At 39.8% G+C, this 21559-nt stretch carries 18 protein-coding genes and 2 tRNA genes; 8 read left to right on the top strand and 12 right to left on the bottom strand.

The window, feature by feature from the left end; all coding sequences use genetic code 11:
* Positions 1-285: 285 nt before the first annotated feature.
* The 4 genes from LPH68_RS14110 to LPH68_RS14095 all read right to left on the bottom strand — a co-directional run bounded on the left by LPH68_RS14110 (position 286) and on the right by LPH68_RS14095 (position 1828).
* Positions 286-358 (bottom strand) — tRNA-Gly (locus tag LPH68_RS14110).
* An 8-nt stretch (positions 359-366) separates the two neighbouring features.
* A tRNA-Tyr gene (locus tag LPH68_RS14105) sits at positions 367-449 on the bottom strand.
* 50 nt (positions 450-499) lie between these two features.
* Positions 500-994, bottom strand: a complete 495-nt coding sequence (gene ribH / locus LPH68_RS14100; protein ID WP_004301766.1) for a 6,7-dimethyl-8-ribityllumazine synthase — start codon at positions 992-994, stop codon at positions 500-502.
* A 150-nt stretch (positions 995-1144) separates the two neighbouring features.
* Complete coding sequence (locus LPH68_RS14095) at positions 1145-1828, bottom strand: tetratricopeptide repeat protein (protein ID WP_004316163.1); 684 nt, start codon at positions 1826-1828, stop codon at positions 1145-1147.
* Positions 1829-1988: 160 nt separating this feature from the next.
* Here LPH68_RS14095 and LPH68_RS14090 point away from each other — a divergent pair, with 160 nt between their 5' ends.
* Positions 1989-3107: a DNA replication/repair protein RecF gene (locus LPH68_RS14090; RefSeq protein WP_008645622.1), complete on the top strand. Its 1119-nt coding sequence runs from the start codon at positions 1989-1991 to the stop codon at positions 3105-3107.
* Positions 3094-3381, top strand: a complete 288-nt coding sequence (locus tag LPH68_RS14085; RefSeq protein WP_004316165.1) for a DUF721 domain-containing protein — start codon at positions 3094-3096, stop codon at positions 3379-3381. Before LPH68_RS14090 ends, LPH68_RS14085 begins: the two co-directional genes overlap by 14 nt.
* On the opposite strand, the gene LPH68_RS14080 is transcribed toward LPH68_RS14085, so the two are convergent.
* From LPH68_RS14080 to gap, 7 genes are all read right to left on the bottom strand, one after another.
* The gene (locus tag LPH68_RS14080; RefSeq protein ID WP_008771137.1) at positions 3368-4159 is read right to left on the bottom strand and encodes a histidinol-phosphatase; all 792 of its coding nucleotides are present in this window, start codon (positions 4157-4159) and stop codon (positions 3368-3370) included. The two genes, LPH68_RS14085 and LPH68_RS14080, sit on opposite strands and share 14 nt — an antisense overlap.
* Complete coding sequence (locus LPH68_RS14075; RefSeq protein ID WP_004316167.1) at positions 4104-4631, bottom strand: 5-formyltetrahydrofolate cyclo-ligase; 528 nt, start codon at positions 4629-4631, stop codon at positions 4104-4106. The genes LPH68_RS14080 and LPH68_RS14075 overlap by 56 nt, the downstream gene beginning before the upstream one ends.
* Positions 4609-6360 carry a S41 family peptidase gene (locus LPH68_RS14070; protein ID WP_151923851.1) on the bottom strand — a complete coding sequence of 584 codons (1752 nt, stop codon included), beginning with the start codon at positions 6358-6360 and terminating at the stop codon, positions 4609-4611. The genes LPH68_RS14075 and LPH68_RS14070 overlap by 23 nt, the downstream gene beginning before the upstream one ends.
* A 30-nt stretch (positions 6361-6390) precedes the next feature.
* Entirely contained in the window at positions 6391-6840 is a 450-nt protein-coding gene (locus LPH68_RS14065) for a dCMP deaminase family protein (RefSeq protein ID WP_008020857.1), read from the bottom strand.
* An 8-nt stretch (positions 6841-6848) separates the two neighbouring features.
* Positions 6849-7364: a DUF4847 family protein gene (locus LPH68_RS14060; RefSeq protein ID WP_087318520.1), complete on the bottom strand. Its 516-nt coding sequence runs from the start codon at positions 7362-7364 to the stop codon at positions 6849-6851.
* 38 nt (positions 7365-7402) lie between these two features.
* Entirely contained in the window at positions 7403-9463 is a 2061-nt protein-coding gene (locus tag LPH68_RS14055) for a M3 family metallopeptidase (RefSeq protein WP_074708564.1), read from the bottom strand.
* A gap of 173 nt (positions 9464-9636) precedes the next feature.
* Positions 9637-10647, bottom strand: a complete 1011-nt coding sequence (gene gap, locus LPH68_RS14050; RefSeq protein ID WP_004316172.1) for a type I glyceraldehyde-3-phosphate dehydrogenase — start codon at positions 10645-10647, stop codon at positions 9637-9639.
* Between the two features lie 142 nt (positions 10648-10789).
* Between gap and mscL the strand changes: the two genes are divergently transcribed.
* Complete coding sequence (gene mscL, locus LPH68_RS14045) at positions 10790-11236, top strand: large-conductance mechanosensitive channel protein MscL (protein WP_004316173.1); 447 nt, start codon at positions 10790-10792, stop codon at positions 11234-11236.
* A gap of 131 nt (positions 11237-11367) precedes the next feature.
* Positions 11368-12891, top strand: coding sequence for a glutamine-hydrolyzing GMP synthase (gene guaA / locus LPH68_RS14040; RefSeq protein WP_074708561.1), 1524 nt, complete (start codon positions 11368-11370; stop codon positions 12889-12891).
* A gap of 94 nt (positions 12892-12985) precedes the next feature.
* Here the strand turns inward: guaA and LPH68_RS14035 are convergent, their stop codons facing one another.
* Positions 12986-13654 carry a Crp/Fnr family transcriptional regulator gene (locus LPH68_RS14035; RefSeq protein ID WP_074708558.1) on the bottom strand — a complete coding sequence of 223 codons (669 nt, stop codon included), beginning with the start codon at positions 13652-13654 and terminating at the stop codon, positions 12986-12988.
* 137 nt (positions 13655-13791) lie between these two features.
* Here LPH68_RS14035 and LPH68_RS14030 point away from each other — a divergent pair, with 137 nt between their 5' ends.
* The 4 genes from LPH68_RS14030 (at position 13792) to LPH68_RS14015 (ending at position 21559) form a co-directional block, all read left to right on the top strand.
* Positions 13792-14391, top strand: a complete 600-nt coding sequence (locus LPH68_RS14030; protein WP_004316176.1) for a MarC family protein — start codon at positions 13792-13794, stop codon at positions 14389-14391.
* A gap of 246 nt (positions 14392-14637) precedes the next feature.
* Entirely contained in the window at positions 14638-15249 is a 612-nt protein-coding gene (locus LPH68_RS14025; protein WP_151923850.1) for an HU family DNA-binding protein, read from the top strand.
* A gap of 230 nt (positions 15250-15479) precedes the next feature.
* Entirely contained in the window at positions 15480-18077 is a 2598-nt protein-coding gene (locus LPH68_RS14020; RefSeq protein ID WP_049701981.1) for a hypothetical protein, read from the top strand.
* Between the two features lie 353 nt (positions 18078-18430).
* Complete coding sequence (locus LPH68_RS14015; RefSeq protein WP_049701982.1) at positions 18431-21559, top strand: TonB-dependent receptor; 3129 nt, start codon at positions 18431-18433, stop codon at positions 21557-21559.

The raw sequence follows: 21559 nt of genomic DNA, 5'->3' as shown, positions 1-21559 counted from the left end.
ATTCCTGAAGGCAAGAACAAGCTTAAAGAAGCAACAGGATCAATCGTTTGGGAAGAGGATGTTTTCATGATGCAAAAATAAGAATTTTAACGCAATCCCCCAAGGTTTCAGACTGAGCCATTTTAACGCAATCCCCCAAGTTTTCAGACTGAGCCGTTTTCAGACTGAGCCGCATTTCCGTACCGGAATGAATTAATTTTTAGGGATATGCCGCCGTTTCATAATCTTAGCGGTCTAAAGTAAAACAAAAAAAAGAGAATCTAATTTCTCAGATTCTCTTTGGAGAGCGGAAGACGGGGCTCAAACCCGCGACCCTCAGCTTGGAAGGCTAATGCTCTATCAACTGAGCTACTTCCGCAATTTTTGTGGGCAAAGATGGATTCGAACCACCGAAGTCGAAAGACAGCAGATTTACAGTCTGCCCCATTTGGCCACTCTGGTATTTGCCCTTTTTTGCTTTTGAGGAGGTTTGTTTCTCAATTGCGGTGCAAAGATACAACTATTTATTTAAACTCCAAACAAAATCGATCATTTTTATTGCAGTAATTGCACATTCGTCTCCTTTGTTACCCAGTTTGCCACCGGCACGATCCTCTGCTTGCTCCATTGTATTTGTGGTAATTAATCCGTAAATAACTGGTATATCGCCAGTTGCGTTTAATTCGGTAATTCCCTGGGTTGCTCCCATACAAACATAATCAAAATGTGGAGTATCTCCTTTAATTACGCAACCAATTGCAATAATTGCATCAAGATCGCAATTTTCCATCATTTGATTGGCGCCAAAAGTTAGTTCGAAACTTCCCGGTACAGTTTTTACCAGAATATTTTCGTCTTTTGCTCCATGTTTTTTTAATGTATCGACTGCGCCTTTCAGTAAAGCACCGGTAATATTGAAGTTCCATTCGGATACGACAATGCCAAATTTCATTGCTTCTGCATTCGGAACGGAATTGAAATCATATTCGGATAAGTTATGGTAAGCTGTTGCCATAGTAAATTAAAAGTTGAGAATTATAAAATGAAGTTTGAAAGTATGGGAAATTAAGAAGAAAGGCACGGATTTCACGGATTCCACGGTTTTAATAGATAATCCGCTTAATCCGGTGTAATCCGTGCCTCGATCTCCTTATATAATAAGGTATTATTTTTTCATCAATTTAGCCTGTTCGATATATTTGTCGATGTCCATAGCTTGATAAGACTGGAAGTATTTATCCTTGATCTTAGTGTAAGCGTTTACTGCATCGTCATATTTTCCTTGTTTTACCAGGATTTCTCCGGCTTGTATCAGGAAAATCGGGCTTAATGTGTTGTTGTCAGCTTTGTCTGCTGCCGACAGTAAAGTAGAGGCAGCTTTGTCCAGTTGGCCAAGTTGTGCATAGCAGTTACCTGCAGCACCCAAGATTGCCGGAGCAACCATTTGGTCTTTTCCATTGAAGCTATCTAGCATCTTCACTGCTTCTTCATATTTGCCAAGTTGTGCGTAGCAAATACCAGCATAAGCTTTTGCCAAATTAGCAGCTTTTGTTCCGCTGTACTCATCAGCTACTTTCAGGAAACCTGTGTAACCGATGCTGTCACCGTTTAAAGCCTGTTCAAAAGCATCCTGTTCAAAGTATTCCTGTCCTTTGAAAAGAGCTGCTTGTGCTTTTTCTTCACGTGGTTCAGCATAGAGGTTTTTGTACATGATAAAACCTGCTACAATAATAATCACAGCAACAACACCGCCAATAATTGCGTTTTTGTACTTGATAAGAAATGCTTCCGATTGTGTCAGTGCATCTTCTACGTTCAGATGTTCGTTCTGATTCTTTTGTTCTGCCATTTTATATGATTCTTTTTGTTATTATTCACAGTTTGATATTTCGACTCGCAAAAGTAGTTTTTTTATATCTACAAACGAAATTTAGAAGCATCTTTTTTTGTTTTACACCCGAAAACCACGAAAATCTTGCTACTTTTGTGAACAAATTAACGTGTGCACAATGATACTGAAACGAATATCTATATTAAATTATAAGAATCTGGAAGAGGTGGAGCTGGGATTCTCTGCCAAACTGAATTGTTTTTTTGGACTGAATGGGATGGGGAAGACGAATCTGCTGGATGCAGTGTATTTCTTATCCTTCTGTAAAAGTTCCGGCAATCCGATTGATTCGCAGAATATTCGTCATGAACAAGACTTCTTTGTCATCCAGGGTTTCTATGAAGCGGAGGACGGAACTCCTGAAGAGATTTATTGTGGAATGAAACGCCGTTCGAAGAAACAATTTAAACGGAATAAGAAAGAATATAGTCGTTTCTCGGATCACATCGGCTTCCTGCCTTTGGTGATGGTTTCACCTGCCGATTCTGAATTGATAGCCGGAGGGAGTGATGAACGTCGCCGGTTTATGGATGTAGTGATTTCGCAGTATGATAAAGAATATCTTGAAGCACTGATACGGTATAATAAAGCATTGGCGCAGCGTAACACATTGCTGAAGAGTGAGTTCCCGGTGGAGGAAGAATTGTTTCTTGTATGGGAGGAAATGATGTCTCAAGCCGGTGAAATCGTTTTCCGGAAGCGTGAAGCGTTTATCCGGGAGTTTATTCCTATTTTCCAATCTTTCTATTCTTTTATTTCGCAGGATAAAGAGGCTGTGGGATTATCTTATGAGTCTCATGCACGGGATGCTTCTTTGTTGGAAGTGTTGAAGCAGAGCAGGGAGCGGGATAAGATAATGGGGTTCTCTTTGCGGGGGATTCATAAGGATGAGTTAAATATGCTGTTGGGCGAATTTCCGATAAAGAAAGAAGGCTCGCAGGGACAGAATAAGACATATCTGGTGGCGTTAAAACTGGCACAGTTTGATTTCTTGAAACGTACGGGCAGAACTGTTCCTTTATTATTATTAGATGATATTTTTGATAAACTGGATGCTTCCCGCGTAGAGCAAATAGTGAAGTTAGTGGGCGGAGACAATTTCGGGCAGATATTTATAACGGATACGAACCGGGGGCATCTGGACCGTATTTTACATAAGGTAGGTAGTGATTATAAGATATTTCGTGTAGAAGAGGGTACAATTCAAGAAATGGAGGCTGACGATGAAGCGCAATGATGCCGAACAAATAGGAAAACTGATTCAACAGTTTCTTCGTCAGGAGAGTTTGGAGTCTCCGCTGAACGAACAAAGACTGTTGGATGCCTGGCCTCAAGTCTTAGGACCGGCGGCGGCTTATACCAGCAATCTTTATATTCGTAATCAGACATTGTATGTGCATCTTACTTCTGCTGCTCTCCGGCAGGAGTTGATGATGGGGCGTGAGGTATTGGTGCGCACACTCAATCAGAGAGTCGGTGCTATGGTTATTACAAACATTATTTTTCGTTGAGGAAAGGGATTCTGTCTATAACCTTTATACCCAGCTTGCGAAGTGTTTCGGTTGCACGGCTGTAATAAAAAGGATTTTCCAGATATTGATTATTGTGAGCATCTACACCGATGATAGCGGTACAACCTTCATGGGCGGCTACTTTCCAGAAATCCGGGTAAGGAATGGTGGTGATTCCATGAATGTCATTATACTCTTCATAACCAAGATTATATTCCAACGGTAGGTTTAACCGTGCTGCTGTCCGGCAGATATGTCTGCTGACCAGTTTGCAATGATGATCGAATTCCGGGTAGGAACGCATGAATAAATCCGGATGGGCAAGGTAGGCAAATAGTCCGCTTTCCATCCCTTCAATAGCACTCTCTTCGTAGAGCTCGAGCATGTCTACCGAATCTGTATTCCGGCCGAAATAGGGAAACTTCTCATCTGTATGAAAATGGTGATTTCCGAAGATGATGTAATCCAGCTTATATTCTTTGATGATTCCTTTTAACCAGTGTATATATTCAGGAAAGTATTCACATTCCAATCCTATTTTTATACTGATTTGATTCTTGTATTTTTCTTGTAGCGAACGGAGGCTTTCCACATACCCCGGCAACTCTTCAGGGAGCATGCGGATGTCGGAGATATAATTGGTGTGGTATTTCCACGGAGTGTGGTCTGAAAAGCCTATTTCTTGATAGCCGCCTTTGATGGCACTTAAAACAAATTCTTCGTCACTCCCTGTCGCATGATGGCAGCGGGTGGTATGGGTGTGATAATTCGTCTTCATTGATTGTTATAATTATATCCATGCGGACGTCGAATGATTCCGCAGGAACTTCTTCTACTAATTGAAATGGGAAACAAATCCCAGCTTTGTAAGCTGTTGGTATGCGTGGCAAGAGGCGGTCGTAGTATCCTTTTCCTCGTCCCAAACGATTACCTTTTGCGTCGAAAGCGACTCCGGGAACGACGATGAAATCGATGGCTGCATAGTCTGTGAATGCTTCCCCGGTTGGTTCTTCTATACCATAGACACCGCAAATTGACATATTTTCAGGCCCGGTATATATCCGAAGCTCCAAATCATCGCCTACCACTACGGGGAGCAAGATTCGTTTCTTATTGCTCCATTTTCGGATAAACTCATGTGTGTCTACTTCGTCATTTAGCGAATGGTACAGTAGTACGGTATTGGCCGCCCTGAAAGCCGGGTGGGCTTCAAGGGCGGTCAGTATGTTAGCTGATTGCAGCTTTCGCATAGTCGAATCCGCGTGCTGGGTCTTCAGTAATGCTATACGCTTGCGCAGTTCTTTTTTTCTTTCCATCTTTTTTGTCCTTCGTCACTTCTTCCTCTTCAACGGCTACCGGAGCTTTTGGGAAAGCTTCTCCTTTTTCGAGTATCTCAATGCCTTTAATGACGGTAGCATCTGTCTTGTTAAAATATTGAAGATAAGCTTCCAGTCCAAGCATATTGTAGATGATGTTACCAAAGAGGTTCTTCTCCAAAAGTTTGTATGACTTCTGAATGAGGATATTTCTTCTTTTCACTCCTTTGCTGTCGGCAAAACGGACAAACTGTTCTACCAATCCCTGATGACGAAGATAATTCAGCAATTCTTCCTCTGTTTCATATTGGCTAAGTTTCTTCCGGTTATTGTCGGTGTACTGGAATGTGAATTGAATAGTCAGTCCCCGGTTGATAACAGTAGAAAGATAAGAGGTGACTCCCGTTGTATCTTGCGGTACGAATATATCCGGCATGATACCACCACCGCCATAAACAGTACGTCCCAGGCTGGTGTTATAGCGTTCGCTCTCATTCTGCTTGATACTGTCGCGTGAGAAAAATTCCCCATGTTCGTAACGGGTATATAAATCCAGTTCGTAGTTACGATCTTTACCGCTTTCGTATGGGCGTTGGATGCAGCGTCCGGATGGAGTGTAGTAGCGGGCGATTGTCAGGCGGATAGCCGAACCATCACTGAAGTCGATCGGTTGTTGCACAAGCCCCTTACCAAAGGAACGGCGTCCTACAACTGTACCCCGGTCGTTATCCTGAATAGCTCCGGTGAAGATTTCACTGGCAGAAGCAGAACCTTCGTCAATCAATACGACGAGTGGCATTTTCTGACAGCTACCTGTGCCGTTGGCGAATTCTTCTGCACGTGGATATTTACGGCCTTGAGTGTATACGATTAATTTGCCTTCGGGCAGGAACTCATTCACCATGCGGATGGCAGCCTCCATATATCCTCCGGTGTTACCGCGGAGGTCAATGATTAGACCTTTGCATTTTTTATGGTTGAGTTGTGCCAGTGCATTCAACAATTCTACATGACTGGTACGACCGAATTTGCTGACTTTCACGTAACCTATGTCATCGTTTAGCATATAAGCTGCATCAACGGTATTTTGAGGAATGTCTCCACGGGTAATGTTGAAATGCAATAAGTCTTTTTCTCCTGTTCGTTTGATTCCTAATTTCACTTGTGAACCTTTCGGACCTTTCAGAGTGCGCATAGCCCGTTCGTTAGTTACTTTCTTACCGACAAACAAACTGTCGTCCACGGTAACAATACGGTCGCCCGCCATCAATCCTATCTTTTCAGAAGGGCCACCCTGAACGACTGCATTCACATGAATGGTGTCGTTCTGTATGGTAAACTGGATACCGATTCCGCTAAAGCTACCTTCCAGTTCCGAGTTGACTTCTTCGAGATTTTGAGCAGGGATATAAGTTGAATGTGGATCTAATTCGGCCAGAATCTGCGGCATGGCTTTTTCCACTAAATCGGCCATGTTTACGGTGTCGACATATTGATCGTCTACAATGCGTAACAATGCGTTTAGCTTATTGGAGGAACCGTTGATAATACCCAAACGGTTGCCGGCAAAATGCTTGGCATAAAATGTACCGATAAGAATCCCGACTACCACGCTGACTGCTATGATGACAGGTGTAAAACGTGAAGAGTTTTTTGTACTCATGTCTATTCCTTTTTTAAAACGTTCGTCTTCTTATTTATTCGGAGAGGAATGGTTATCTAATTCTGTGTAGATAACTTCGATTCCCGCCCGTTTTAATAACTCAATTCCATCTTCCAGGCGATAATGTTCGGAGTAAACTACCCGTTTGATTCCTGCCTGTATGATTAACTTCGCACATTCGATGCAAGGAGAGGCGGTGACGTACATGGTAGCACCATCGCTACTGTTGTTTGAACGTGCTATTTTGGTAATGGCATTTGCTTCCGCATGCAGAACGTATGGTTTTGTCAGATTGTTTTCATCTTCGCATACATTCTCAAAACCGGAAGGCGTTCCGTTATATCCATCGGAGATAATCATTTTATCTTTAACAATTAAAGCTCCTACTTTACGGCGTTGGCAATAGGAATTTTCAGCCCATATACTGGCCATGCGTATATAACGTTTGTCAAGTTCTAATTGTTTCTTTTCAGTGTCCATGTTGTTTACTATTTATTACTAACTACCCGGAAAACCATACGGAAAGTTTGTTTACCGGATGCCGGTTTGTATAAAAGGTATAAGTTATTACTATCTCCTTCGTAAGATGTAGCAGCATTAAGCCCCTCTATAAAATTTCTGGCGAGTTGGTCGTTACCATAATTACCTGCAGTGGTAACAGTAGCTTTAAAGCTGTTGTTTTTGGCATTGGCGCTCCATTTTCCTTCAAAAGTACTGGTTGCAATGACAGTTCCTTTTATATTTCCGTTCATAACATCTCCATCTACTGTACCATCAAATACGATATTGTATGTACCATTCTTATTAAGCTCTTTGATACTTGCTTTTTCTTGTTCCTCATTCTCCCAAAAACCAAACATCTCATGACCTCCATCCACAGTGATATAATTTAGTTTCCACGTTTTTCCTGTAAAGATAGCGGCTACATCGTCCGAATCATTACACCCTGAAAATAAAGGAAGCAATAGTAATAATCCTACTATTTTATAGATATTCTTCTTCATACGGTTATGTTTAATACTTAATACCTTATACTTAATACTTATTTCTTTATCCCATTTCTGATTAATAAAGCATCAATACTTGGTTCCTGCCCGCGGAAACGTTTATAAAGTACCATTGGATGTTCCGTTCCTCCTTTCGACAGAATATTATTGCGGAACGAGTCTGCAACTTCCTGATTGAATATTCCTTTTTGCTTGAACAATGAGAAAGCGTCAGCATCCAGTACTTCCGCCCATTTATAACTATAGTATCCGGCAGCATATCCACCAGCAAAGATATGGGAAAACTGCGTACTCATGCAAGCTTCCGGTACAACCGGCAATATTTGTGCATCCTTCCAGGCTTCCTGTTCATAAGCTTTCACGTCTCCTTCAAAAGGAGTATTACGAGTATACCACGCCATATCAAGTAAACCGAAACTTAGTTGCCGCAGACAAGCATAAGCAATATTAAAATTAGAAGCGTCTATAAGACGTTTTATTAATTCATCCGGTAAAACTTCTCCTGTCTGATAATGACGGGCAAATGTATTGAGGAAATCTTTCTCTATGGCGAAGTTCTCCATAATCTGCGAAGGAAGCTCCACAAAGTCCCAATATACATTGGTTCCGCTTAAACTTCTGTAGGTGGAATTGGCAAACATACCATGCAGGCTATGTCCGAACTCATGCAAGAATGTTTCTACTTCATTGAATGTTAATAAAGCAGGCTTATTCTCGGTTGGCTTGGTAAAGTTCATCACAACGGATACATGCGGACGGCTGTTTTCGCCAGTCTTTTTATCTATCCATTGGTCTTTGTAACTCGTCATCCAAGCTCCGGCGCGCTTACCTAAACGCGGGTGGAAGTCAGTATATAAGACGGCTAAGAATTTTCCGTCTTTATCAAATACTTCAAAGGCTTCCACTTCTTTATGGTAAACCGGAATCTCTGTATTTTTCCGGAAAGTAATTCCATATAACTTTTCAGCTAGTCCAAACACTCCTTTTTTCACTTGTTCCAATTCGAAGTAAGGACGGAGCATTTCTTCATTGATATTGAATTTTTTGTCTTTCAGTTTGTTTGAGTAATAACTCCAGTCCCAAGGCATTACAACGAAATCATCTCCCTGCTCTTCGCGGGCCAGTTCTTGTATTTCTTTGTATTCTTGTTGTGCGGTAGGAGCGTATGCTTCCAGCAGTTGGTTGAGCAGTTTGTATACAGACTCACTGTTTTCAGCCATTCTTTTCTTTAGCGTGTATTCCGCATAATCTTTGTATCCCAATAGCTGGGCTATTTTCATACGTGTATTAGCTATATTTTTTACGATATCGATATTATTGAATTCGTTATCGTGCGTACATTTTGTATTGTAAGCCATATACAATTTCTGGCGTAAATCACGGTTGTCGGAATACGTCATGAAAGGAACGTAGCTTGGAGCATGAAGCGTGAACGCCCATCCTTCTTTTTCTTCGCTCTTGGCTGTTTCAGCAGCAGCTTCTATGATAATTTCGGGTAATCCGGCGAGACTTTCCTTTTTTGTCAATAGCATCTGATAGGCATTTGTTTCTTTCAGATTGTTTTCACTGAAAGTAAGCGTCAGTTTACTCAACTCGTTAGTCAGGCGGCGGTACTCTTCCCGCGCTTCTCCTTCCAAATTGGCACCATGACGAACAAAACTGTTGTATGCATTTTCCAGTAACTGTTTTTGTTCCTGTGTCAGTTGCAAAGTCTCTTTTTGGTTATACACTTCTTTCACACGTGCGAATAACTTTTCATTCAGTGTGATATTATTGCTGTGTTCACTAAGCAACGGCATAATCTTTTGAGCGAGTTCTTGCAGATCGTCATTCGTTTCTGCGCTCAACATATTACCGAAGACGGCAACTACTTTATCCAGTAATTCCCCTGATGCTTCGAAAGCTTCTATCGTATTGCTAAAATCAGCCTTTTCCGGATTCTGTATGATAGCCTCTATTTCAGCATTTTGCAGCTTGATTCCTTCGAGGATAGCAGGCTCATAATGTTCAGTTTCAATCCGGTCGAACGGCACGGTTCCGTGCGGCGTATGGTATTGCCCGTAGAAAGGATTCTGGGCGTTTGTTATATTGCTCATAGTGCAAACTAGTATCAATGTTATTAATAATCTCTCCATAGAAGTACAAAGCTACTAAAATTGTCGCTTATTCGACGGATAACACGTTGCTTTTTAACAATATATAAAATGAAATGTATAAAAAAACCGCTACGGTTTCCCGCAGCGGTTTTCTATATGGTTCAAGCTTCTAATTAAGCGTTAACTGATGCCATGTGAGCGATCAAGTCAAGAACTTTGTTAGAGTAACCGATTTCGTTGTCATACCAAGATACAACTTTAACGAAAGTATCAGTCAAAGCGATACCTGCTTTAGCGTCGAAGATAGAAGTACGAGCGTCACCTAAGAAGTCAGAAGAAACTACTGCATCTTCAGTGTAACCCAGGATACCTTTCAATTCGCCTTCAGAAGCTTCTTTCATTGCAGCGCAGATTTCAGCGTAAGTAGCCGGTTTAGCCAAGTTAACTGTCAAGTCAACTACAGATACGTCCAAAGTCGGAACACGCATAGACATACCAGTCAATTTGCCGTTCAATGCAGGGATTACTTTACCTACAGCTTTAGCAGCACCAGTAGAAGAAGGGATGATGTTGCCAGAAGCAGCACGACCACCTCTCCAGTCTTTCATAGAAGGACCGTCAACTGTTTTCTGAGTAGCAGTTGTAGAATGAACTGTAGTCATCAAACCGTCAAGGATACCGAACTTGTCGTTCAATACTTTAGCGATAGGAGCCAAACAGTTAGTAGTACAAGAAGCGTTAGATACAAATTGAGTACCTTTTACGTATGTTTTTTCGTTTACACCGCAAACGAACATCGGAGTGTCATCTTTAGAAGGAGCTGACATTACAACATATTTTGCACCAGCTTCGATGTGAGCCTGAGCTTTGTCTTTGCTCAAGAACAAACCTGTAGATTCAACAACGTATTCTGCACCTACTTCGTTCCATTTCAAGTCAGCCGGATTTCTTTCAGCTGTGATACGGATAGCTTGACCGTTAACGATCAATTTGCTGTTTTCAACATCTGCTTCGATAGTACCGTCGAATTGACCGTGCATTGTATCATACTTCAGCATGTAAGCCAAGTAATCAACCGGGCAAAGGTCATTGATACCTACGATTTGAATATCGTTTCTTGTCATTGCAGCGCGGAAAACGAAACGTCCGATACGTCCGAATCCATTAATACCTACTTTAATCATTTTGTTTAAACTTTTAAGGGTTTTATAATATTTGTTCAAATATCTCTCTACCTCCGCACTTGTTTTATTTTCAAATGCGGTGCAAAATTACAAAAATGTTTTTATATTCGCGCATTAAATTCACATTAAATATTGAAAAAAGATGGGAAAGAGTACATTTTTACAGGACTTTAAGGCGTTTGCCATGAAAGGTAACGTCATAGACATGGCTGTCGGTGTTGTTATTGGTGGTGCGTTTGGAAAAATCGTATCATCATTGGTTGCTAATGTTATTATGCCTCCGATTGGTTTATTGGTTGGCGGTGTGAACTTTACGGATTTGAAATGGGTGATGAAAGCGGCAGAGATCGGTGCCGACGGTAAGGAGATAGCTCCGGCTGTAACATTGGATTATGGCCAGTTTCTGCAGGCCACCTTTGATTTTCTGATTATCGCTTTTGCTATATTTTTATTTATACGTTTGATTACGAAACTGACAACTAAAAAACAGGCAGAAGTAGCGGCTGCTCCTCCAACTCCTCCTGCGCCAACGAAAGAAGAAGTTTTGTTGACGGAGATACGTGATTTGCTGAAAGAAAAAAATAATTGATTCTAATTAAAATGAAGGAGATTTCAGGTGTAAACTTGTGAATCTCCTTTATTTTTCTCTTCATTATTAATATAGATTGCGTACTTTTTTCTACTTTTGCAACTCAATTTATTCAAAATCCAACCATTGATATGCAGGAAAAAATAATAATTCTTGATTTCGGTTCGCAGACAACACAGCTCATAGGTCGCCGTGTACGTGAATTGGATACGTATTGTGAAATCGTTCCTTATAACAAGTTTCCTAAAGAAGACCCGACTATTAAAGGAGTCATTCTCTCCGGAAGCCCTTTTTCGGTTTACGATAAAGATGCTTTCAAAGTAGATTTGAGTGAAATTCGTGGTAAATATCCGATATTGGGTATTTGTTATGGTGCACAGTATCTGTCATATACCAATGGCGGAAAAGTGGAACCGGCCGGAACGCGTGAGTATGGACGTGCTCATTTGGCTTCTTTCTGCAAAGGTAATGTACTGTTTAAAGGAGTGCGTGAGGAGTCGCAGGTGTGGATGAGTCATGGAGATACGATTACTGCTATTCCTGATAATTTCAAGAAAATAGCTTCAACAGATAAAGTAGAGATTGCTGCTTATCAGATAGAAGGGGAGCAGGTATGGGGTGTTCAGTTCCATCCGGAAGTATTCCATAGTGAAGACGGAACTCAAATCCTGAAGAACTTTGTGGTAGATGTTTGCGGCTGCAAGCAAGACTGGTCGCCGGCTTCTTTTATTGAGAGCACGGTTGCCGAACTGAAAGAACAGTTGGGTGATGATAAGGTTGTTCTCGGTTTGAGTGGTGGAGTCGATTCATCGGTTGCGGCAGTGCTGCTGAATAAAGCTATCGGCAAGAACTTGACTTGTATCTTTGTAGATCATGGTATGCTGCGTAAGAATGAGTTCAAGAATGTGATGAAAGACTACGAATGTCTTGGTTTGAATGTGATTGGCGTTGATGCCAGCGAAAAGTTCTTTACGGAACTGGCTGGTGTGGCCGAACCGGAAGCTAAACGTAAGATTATAGGTAAGGGTTTCATTGATGTGTTCGATGTAGAAGCTCATAAGATAAAAGACGTGAAATGGCTGGCTCAAGGTACAATCTATCCGGATTGCATCGAGTCATTGTCTATCACGGGTACAGTGATTAAGAGCCATCATAATGTAGGTGGACTTCCTGAAAAGATGAATCTGAAATTGTGTGAGCCACTTCGTTTGTTGTTTAAGGATGAAGTTCGTCGGGTAGGTCGTGAGTTGGGTATGCCGGAACATCTGATTACCCGCCATCCGTTCCCGGGACCGGGGCTGGCAGTGCGTATTCTGGGTGATATTACTCCTGAAAAAGTACGTATCCTGCAGGATGCTGACGATATTTTTATTCAGGGATTGCGTGACTGGGGATTGTATGATAAAGTATGGCAGGCAGGAGTTATCTTGTTGCCAGTACAGTCTGTAGGCGTGATGGGAGATGAACGTACGTACGAAAGAGCAGTTGCTTTACGTGCTGTGACATCTACAGATGCCATGACAGCCGACTGGGCGCATCTGCCTTATGAATTTATGGGTAAGGTATCGAATGATATTATTAATAAGGTGAAGGGAGTGAACCGTGTAACCTATGATATCAGTTCTAAACCACCAGCAACCATTGAGTGGGAATAATAACACTTTATAATCTAAAAATAGCCTCAATAGGAATTCCTGTTGAGGCTATTTTTATGATGAATAGGTCTTTTTATAATGAGCCAGTCCGTATCTATTCGCTTACCAGCTTCTGTGCATCCGGAATAAGAATCTCTTTCCGGCGTAATTCTAATAATCCTTTGTCTTGTAGCTCATTGAGTGCTTTTGAAGTATTCAGCCGGGTGTCATCTAAGTAGCGGGCAAGATCGTCCATCTTCATTTTGAATATCTTTTCTCCCTGAATCTTTTCACAATGCAACAGAAAAAAGCGAATGATTTTCTCTGTTAAATCCTGTGTCGGCTCTTCCCATAAGCGGGAGTAAAGATTTTGTGCCCGGTTACTTACGATATTCATATAGTTGAGCCGGAATATTTCATATTTGAACAGGTCGCTAAGTACAAATGCTTTGCTGATACTGACAGTATGCGCTTCTGTATGTGCCACATAAGCAGAAGTGTAATGGGTGTTCATGCCAAACAACGACTGTGGTTCCAGCAGGTAAGGTGCTTCCATCTGTTCAATGACGGTGTATATATTTTCTTTGGAATTTGTGACGATAGAAATCTCGCCTTTTAACAGGAAGCAGAGTTGTTTACACGGACTACCACTCTCAATGATAGTTTCTCCCACTTTATGCTTGATAAAGTGTAGCTTGACCTTATCCAGAATACTTGTGAAATCTTCATGACAAAGACCTTGAAATAAAGGCAATTGGAGCAAAGTGTCGAACATTGTTTCCATATGTTGTAATCTCTTGTTAATCGTACAAATTTACTCATAATACAACACGGCTGTCAATATCTGACCCTTCTTTTTGTTTTTTTTATTGTTTGAATGTATAAAAATAGAGTATATTTGCAGAAAAAAAGGAGGAAATTATGTTTGCAGGCTTCAATTGGCAACAGATGGTTAGTGCGTTTATCGTACTTTTTGCCGTGATAGACATTATCGGCTCTATACCTATTATAATTAACCTGAAAGAAAAGGGGAAAGATGTGAATGCAATGAAAGCTACCGTCATCTCTTTTGTTTTGCTGATCGGATTTTTCTATGCAGGAGATATGATGCTGAAACTCTTCCATGTAGATATCGAATCGTTTGCAGTTGCCGGTGCGTTTGTTATCTTCCTCATGTCTTTGGAGATGATTTTGGATATTGAGATTTTCAAAAATCAGGGTCCTATCAAAGAAGCTACTTTGGTGCCGCTTGTCTTTCCTTTGTTGGCAGGTGCCGGAGCTTTCACTACTTTGCTTTCTCTTCGGGCGGAATATGCCAGTGTTAATATCATTATAGCTTTAGTATTGAACATGATTTGGGTTTACTTTGTAGTGAGTATGACTGGTCGTGTAGAACGTTTCTTGGGAAAAGGTGGTATCTATATTATTCGTAAGTTTTTTGGTATCATCTTATTGGCTATTTCTGTAAGGTTGTTTACGGCCAATATAACGTTATTGATTGAAGCGTTGCATCGGTCTTGATTAATAATCTAATCTTTACTTGTTTTCTACTTGTTATTTTTGTATATTTGACGATTTTACTTATACTTTTCACTAGGGTGAGAAGAGCTTGTCATCGAGGTGAAAAGGGCTTCTCATTCGGGTGATAATGTCTCATCATTTTAGTGAGAGGTTACTGATGTTGGTAATAAACTACAAGGATGTTGGTGAGAAATGGTGAGGATGTCGGTGTCCTTATGAAGGAGAAACTAATATATAACCGTAAAGATGGCAGTACAATTTGAGTTTTATAAGAATCCTGGAACGGGAGAAGAAGGAGAGGAAGAGCAATATCATCCCCGAGTTGTTAACTTCAATTCTGTGAGTACTGAATATTTGGCAGCTGAAATTCATAGAGCTACAACGTTCGGTGAGGCAGAGGTTGAAGGCGTTCTGATGTCATTAAGTCATTTCATGAGCTCTCATCTTAAAAATGGTGAACGTGTACATTTGAAAGGGATAGGATATTTTCAGGTGACGTTGCAGACTACAGAACCGGTATATGATGTTAAGACACGTTCTGATAAAGTTTCTTTCAAAGCTATTCGTTTTCAGGCGGATAAAGAACTCAAAGGTGAATTATATGACATGCATATACAACGTTCGAAATGGAAGTGCCATTCGGCTGTCCTTTCAGAGGAAGAAATTGATCGGCGTTTGACGGAGTTTTTCACTATTCACCAAGTCTTGATTCGGCGTAATTTACAATCCATTTGCCAGTTTACTCAAATTATGGCATCGCGTCATATACAACGTTTGAAAGAACAAGGTAAAATAGAGAATATAGGAACTCGTTTTCAACCGATTTATGTGCCCAGATCCGGGTATTATGGAAAATAAACCATCCCTGATACTGGGTGGAGAGGCGTAAGTAGGGCCGGAAAATCATGATAGGGGGGCTGGATATGGGTATATTGGATGTAGATAAATATTTAATATGTGTCTTTGCATTACTTGAACGTCTCCTGTCATAGTTGCAGATAGATGGGAATTTCTTGTTTGTCATGAAAAGACCTCTGTTATTAAGTTAACCTTATTGTATATAAGTAAAAAGAAAAAATCACGGAACAATGAAACAAAAACGATATTTGTTGATCAGCCTTCTCATTTTCTGCTTGTTTGTAACATTGCAATGGGGCTATGCAAATACTACTATATTGTCCAATTATCGTTATGGACTTACCTTCAAAGCACATACTGTTAATCAGGATCAAAGAACAAGTCTTGATCTGACTCCGGATAGAAGTCTGCATCTGGGTAATAAGTTCTCGCTTAGTTTTGACATTAAGTTGAGAGAGGAATTGCATACTTATGGATATGTGTTTAGAATAATCTCCGACGATACTTCTTCTTGCTTGGATTTTATATCTTATCAACTACGATCCAAATTCAATTTTATATTGAACAAAGGTAGTTCGATTGTTGAGAATGTGGATTTTATAGACAGTACTCAAATAGTAAAGGATGAGTGGATTAAGATAAGGCTTGATTTCACAGAACAGGGGATTAAGATTTCGGTGAATGAGGCTACTCAAATGATGCGTCATTCTTTTAAAGACTTTAACAGTCTAAGTTTCTTATTTGGAAGCAATAGGCATCCAAAGTATTATACGACCGATGTTCCTCCCGTTAGTTTGCGTAACATTGAATTGTATAATCAGGATGGTAGAATAATACGATGCTGGAAGCTGGCCTTGCATAACAGAAAAGGAGAAACAATGGATGAAGTAGAGGCTCAACGTGCAATTGTTCAAAATGGCATTTGGGAAATAGATAGACATTATAACTGGCAGAAAGAGAAATCCCTGAAATTTGATAGTAAGAAGTTTCAATGTCAAAATCTTCAATTAGCTTATGATAGTATAGGTGGTAGGATATTTATGGTACTAAAAGAGAAGGTATTGGTCTACCATGTCGATAATAAACAGGTAGATACTCTATCAGTTGAAAAAGGAGAACCTTATTTTGGAGTATCCAGACAGGTTATTTATTCTGCTGCTACTGACGAGTTGATTTCCTATTCTACTGAACATCCTCTTTTAAGCAAATATAATTTTGCCACGCATGAATGGTCGATTCCTTCTACGTGGGAAGTGGACTCCAGACAGCATCATAATCGTATGATAGATCCGGAAACCAATCATTTGATCCTTTTTGGAGGATATGGACGCCATACTTATAATGCAGATTTTGTGGAAAAAGGTTTGAATGACGGAGATCAATGGCAAATTATTTCTTTGGATTCCTGTATCACTCCTCGGTATTTAAGTGCTATGGGCATTGAAGATAAAGACCACATTCTTATAATGGGCGGGTATGGAAGCCGTTCAGGAAAGCAGGAAGAGTCTCCACAGAATTACTATGATCTTTATCGGTTGAATATCCGGGATAAATCATGTTCTAAAGTGTGGTCTTTTTTTAATGAAGGCGAGCATTTTACGTTTAGTAATTCAATGATAATAGATACTGTCGCTGATAAGTTGTATGCTTTGGTTTATAATAATGATCGTTTCCATACCAATCTCAACTTGTGCAGTTTTGATATTTGTACCTCAAATCCACAATCCAAAATAGTAAGTGATTCTATCGAATATGATTTTCTGGATATTAAGTCTTATTGTGATTTATTTCTTTATCAAGACCAGATGTTGTATGCTTTTGTTGTTCAGGAGAAGATACCGGGTGAGGCAGTTTTAGATGTATATTCTTTAGTATATCCTCCTTTATCGTCAGATGAGATTTATATGGAAAAGAACAAAGATTGTCATTTTTCTACATGGGTTATCTATGGAAGCATTTTAATATGTCTGGTATTCTTCTTCTTCGTTATTGTATATGTCTACAAGAAAAAGAAAAGTAAAACAACTGGAGTTTCGATGACTATTTCCAAAGTGGAATATGGAGAACAAGAGATTGCTAAGCCATCTAACAGAAAAATATCTGCAATTTTACTTCTTGGTGGTTTTCAGGTCTTTGATAAACAAGGGAATAATATAACGGGTGAATTTACGCCTACTCTTAAATTACTTTTTCTTTTCCTATTGCTAAACTCCATCAAAGGTGGAAAGGGAACAACTTCACAAAGATTGGAAGAGACTTTTTGGTTTGATATGAGTAAAACGAGTGCAGCCAACAACCGTAGGGTTAATATCCGTAAACTTCGGCTAATTCTTGAGACGGTCGGGGAAGTACAGATTGTTAATAAAAATGATTATTGGTATATTGATATGGGTAAAGATACCCTATGTGATTATCATCAGGTATGCCAGATCTTAAATGCTTTTGAATTCTATAATTCTTCTAATAAAGAAATGATTGTCAACTTTGTAGAGTTGGCATCTTTGGGGGTGTTGCTGCCTAATGTAAGTACGGAATGGGTGGATGAATATAAATCGGAGTATTCTCATAACGTTATAGAACTACTTCTTTCTATCAGTGTTCGTGAAGAGATTGGGAAAGACAACAAACTATTGCTGAAAATAGCGGATATTATACTGATGCATGACTGTACGGATGAAGATGCTATTCGTATAAAGTGCAGGGCGTTATTTCTGTCTGGACAAAAAGGACTTGCTAAACAATGTTTTGATAAGTATTGTGCTGATTATAACCGTTTATTGAATACTTCTCCCGAATTTACATACGATGATGTGATTTGTGAGAGCTGATAGGTGGAATTTATTTTTTGAATGAAATAAATTTTGCATTAAAAGTGCATTAATGATTTCCCGGAAGTGGCTTTATTGCTTTCGGGTTCTTTTATTTTCTTCATAAGAGGGCAAAATATTTCTATTTTTTTCTCTTTGTTTATCAGGTACTTATATGGAATGTGATAAGAAAAATCATATTATTAATATGAAATTAATGTTGTGATAATGCCTCTCATATACTTTCGCAGTACCAATTAATCGCAAATCTATCGAGTTATGAAGTGTACTGATACCTCTTGAGTAGGTTCATGATTCATAGTGATCTATAATAGATGATTGATTGAACAATATATCAACTTAATTTATAATTTATGAAAGCACGCATTTGCAAAGAGAAGCACTGGAATGTGCATTTAAGGTTCTTTCTTGTGATGATGGGAGACTTACTGTTCTCAGTTTCTGTTCTTGCCCAAAGTAACCTGATAACGGGTAAAGTTATAGACAACGCCAGCGAACCGATTATTGGAGCCAGTATTCAATCTTCTGTGGTCGGGAAGGGAACTATCTCTAATATGAATGGAGATTTTTCCATTGAGGTTCCTGTCGGGACGGAATTAACTATTAGTTTTCTTGGTTACCGCACTCAAAAAATAAAAGTGTCTGATATGCGGTCTTTAGTTATCAAATTGCTGGAAGATACACAGGCGTTGGATGAAGTGGTAGTGGTAGGTTATGGAGTTCAGAAAAAAGAGAGTTTGACGGGTGCTATTTCTAATATTAAAAATGATGAGATTATTAAAACGAAAGCTACCAGTCTGGCACAATCACTTGAAGGGAAAGTCTCGGGATTGAAGATACGGCAGAATGACGGTGAACCGGGACAATTTCGTTCCGATATCAATATCCGTGGTTTGGGTACTCCGCTTTTCATTATTGATGGGATTGTCAGAGATGGGGCTAATGAGTTTCAGCGTCTTAATCCGGATGATATAGAAAGCATTTCTTTCCTGAAAGATGGTACTGCAGCTATTTATGGTATGAATTCGGCTAATGGAGCCATTGTTGTAACAACAAAAAAAGGATATAAAGGAAAAGCGAAAATATCCTTGTCGGCTAATTGGGGATGGTCTAAACCGACTAATATTCCTAGGATGGCAAACGCAGCTCAATATATGGAGCTTAGAAATGATGCTGCAATATTAGGAGAAGGTAATCCATTGGTTACAAAAGAAGAACTGGAATTATGGAAGACGGGTGCTTCTGGATATGCCAGTACTGATTTATACGATCATGTGATTAAGAATAGTTCTATTCAACAGCAATATACTTTGTCCTTGCAAGGAGGTTCGGATATTGTCTCATACTTTGGTAGTTTTAGCTATGCATCTGATGAAGGGTTGTTGAAATCCGGTGATTTGGGATATGAGAAATTTACTTTTCGTTCGAATACTGATATAAAAATAGCTAAAGGATTGACCGCAGGAGTTAATTTGGCAGGTAGATATGATAAGACCAGCCAGCCATGGAACTCTTTCTATGAGATCTTCAAGCAGACCCGTGTGAATGTGCCGACTGTGCCTGCGTATGCCAATAACAATCCGGACTATTTGGCAACTCAAAGTATGGGAATTAATCCCATTGCTTTGGCGGATGCGGATATGACAGGTTATCATTATTATTATAATAAAAACTTTCAATCGACATTCACTTTAAAATATGAAGTACCGTTTGTGCAGGGATTATCTATACAAGGGCAATTAGGCTATGATTATAATCACAATAAACATAAAGGATTGAGAAAGAAGTTTTCTACTTATACATACGCTATCGAAACGGATGAATATATAGAGAATGAATACAATAATCCTTCTATGATACAAGTGAATAATAACGAAGCGAGCAGGCTTGACATGCAAGCACAAATCAGTTACAATAGGTTGTTTAATGATACACATAATGTAAGTGCTACATTGGTTTATGAAAGGAGACAGGAAAAAAGCGATTGGTCGAATATAGAACGTAAGTTTGATTTATTGACTTATGATGAAGTAGATTATGCCGGATTGAAAGATGCTGTTTCAGGGGGGATGTCCAACGAACAGGCTTTTATCTCGTATGTCGGTCGGTTTAACTATGATTACAAAGGAAGGTATTTATTAGAATTAGGATTCAGAAATGATGGTTCTTACCGCTATGCTCCTGGTAGCAGATGGGCTTTTTTCCCTATGGGGTCTATTGGTTGGCGTTTGTCGGAAGAGAAGTTTTTGAAGGAAAAGTTGGGCTTTCTTGATAATCTGAAGATCAGGGCTTCATACGGGGAGTCCGGACAGGATGCAGGTGATCCGTTCCAATATGTGTCGGGGTATAATCTTAATGTTGGTATTTATGAATTTAATGACGGAACTACCACTTCGGGCATTTCTGCTCCCTCTATTACGAATACGAATTTAACTTGGTATAAAGCTAAGTTACTTGATATAGGATTCGATCTTTCTATATTCAAAGGATTATTCTCTTTGGAGTTCGACTTATACCAAAGAAAAAGAAGCGGATTGTTAGCTACAAGAGTGGTGGCATTACCTAATACATTTGGTTCGCAACTGCCACAGGAAAATTTGAATAGTGATTTGACGAGGGGTATTGACATAACGCTCGGGCATACTAATAAGATCAGAAATTTTTCTTATAGCGTCAAAGCGAATATGAACTTAGCCCGCACCCGGATGGAGCATGTAGAAAGAGGACCTTTCATCAGTAGCATGGATCGTTGGAGAAATCAGTCTTCCGGACGTTGGAATGATTTCACATGGGGGTATCAAACTAATGGGCAATTCCAGACTACAGAGGAAATAAAATATGCTCCTGTTCAGGATGGAGAGTTGGGAAATAGCAAGGAACTGCCGGGGGATTACCGTTATGTAGATGCTAATGGTGACGGTATTATCGATGATAATGATAGAATGCCTCTCTTTTGGTCAGGTACTCCACTGATTCATTATGGCTTTAATTTGGAGGCTTCTTGGAAAAATTTCGATATCTACGCTTTGCTTCAGGGAGCGGGAATGTATACTGTCCAGTTTTCAGAGGTTTATGCCGAGGTACTGTGGTCAAAAGGAGCGAATACTCCAGCCTATTTCTATGACAGATGGCGCAAAGAAGACCCTTACAATCCGAATAGTAAATGGGTTGCCGGGAAATGGCCTGCTACCCGTTTAATACAGGATACTGGAGCTATGTATAAAGAGAGTAATATCTGGCGTCGTGATGCTTCTTATTTAAGACTCAAAACTTTGGAACTGGGTTATACATTGCCAGACAGTATTTTGAGAAAGAGTGGTATTAGTAATATACGATTCTATATTAATGGCTATAATCTTTTAACCTTCTGTGATTCTTTTGTGAAAGCGTTTGATCCGGAAAAGGTGGAAGGCTCTTATAGTGCTGGAATGAATTATCCTCTGACTAAAAGTTTTAATATTGGTTTTACTGCTAATTTCTGA

This window comes from Bacteroides sp. 1_1_30, from assembly GCF_020982715.1.
GTDB classification, from domain to species: domain Bacteria; phylum Bacteroidota; class Bacteroidia; order Bacteroidales; family Bacteroidaceae; genus Bacteroides; species Bacteroides xylanisolvens.
Note: the sequence above shows the minus strand (reverse complement) of the source record. Positions and strands in the feature narration are given on the sequence as shown.

Excerpts from the sequence above, each read along its gene's own strand:
- ribH (WP_004301766.1), bottom strand. The coding sequence starts at position 994 with ATGGCAACAGCTTACCATAACTTATCCGAATATGATTTCAATTCCGTT.
- LPH68_RS14095 (WP_004316163.1), bottom strand. The coding sequence starts at position 1,828 with ATGGCAGAACAAAAGAATCAGAACGAACATCTGAACGTAGAAGATGCA.
- LPH68_RS14090 (WP_008645622.1), top strand. The coding sequence starts at position 1,989 with ATGATACTGAAACGAATATCTATATTAAATTATAAGAATCTGGAAGAG.
- LPH68_RS14085 (WP_004316165.1), top strand. The coding sequence starts at position 3,094 with ATGAAGCGCAATGATGCCGAACAAATAGGAAAACTGATTCAACAGTTT.
- LPH68_RS14080 (WP_008771137.1), bottom strand. The coding sequence starts at position 4,159 with ATGAAGACGAATTATCACACCCATACCACCCGCTGCCATCATGCGACA.
- LPH68_RS14075 (WP_004316167.1), bottom strand. The coding sequence starts at position 4,631 with ATGCGAAAGCTGCAATCAGCTAACATACTGACCGCCCTTGAAGCCCAC.
- LPH68_RS14070 (WP_151923851.1), bottom strand. The coding sequence starts at position 6,360 with ATGAGTACAAAAAACTCTTCACGTTTTACACCTGTCATCATAGCAGTC.
- LPH68_RS14065 (WP_008020857.1), bottom strand. The coding sequence starts at position 6,840 with ATGGACACTGAAAAGAAACAATTAGAACTTGACAAACGTTATATACGC.
- LPH68_RS14060 (WP_087318520.1), bottom strand. The coding sequence starts at position 7,364 with ATGAAGAAGAATATCTATAAAATAGTAGGATTATTACTATTGCTTCCT.
- LPH68_RS14055 (WP_074708564.1), bottom strand. The coding sequence starts at position 9,463 with ATGAGCAATATAACAAACGCCCAGAATCCTTTCTACGGGCAATACCAT.
- gap (WP_004316172.1), bottom strand. The coding sequence starts at position 10,647 with ATGATTAAAGTAGGTATTAATGGATTCGGACGTATCGGACGTTTCGTT.
- mscL (WP_004316173.1), top strand. The coding sequence starts at position 10,790 with ATGGGAAAGAGTACATTTTTACAGGACTTTAAGGCGTTTGCCATGAAA.
- guaA (WP_074708561.1), top strand. The coding sequence starts at position 11,368 with ATGCAGGAAAAAATAATAATTCTTGATTTCGGTTCGCAGACAACACAG.
- LPH68_RS14035 (WP_074708558.1), bottom strand. The coding sequence starts at position 13,654 with ATGGAAACAATGTTCGACACTTTGCTCCAATTGCCTTTATTTCAAGGT.
- LPH68_RS14030 (WP_004316176.1), top strand. The coding sequence starts at position 13,792 with ATGTTTGCAGGCTTCAATTGGCAACAGATGGTTAGTGCGTTTATCGTA.
- LPH68_RS14025 (WP_151923850.1), top strand. The coding sequence starts at position 14,638 with ATGGCAGTACAATTTGAGTTTTATAAGAATCCTGGAACGGGAGAAGAA.
- LPH68_RS14020 (WP_049701981.1), top strand. The coding sequence starts at position 15,480 with ATGAAACAAAAACGATATTTGTTGATCAGCCTTCTCATTTTCTGCTTG.
- LPH68_RS14015 (WP_049701982.1), top strand. The coding sequence starts at position 18,431 with ATGAAAGCACGCATTTGCAAAGAGAAGCACTGGAATGTGCATTTAAGG.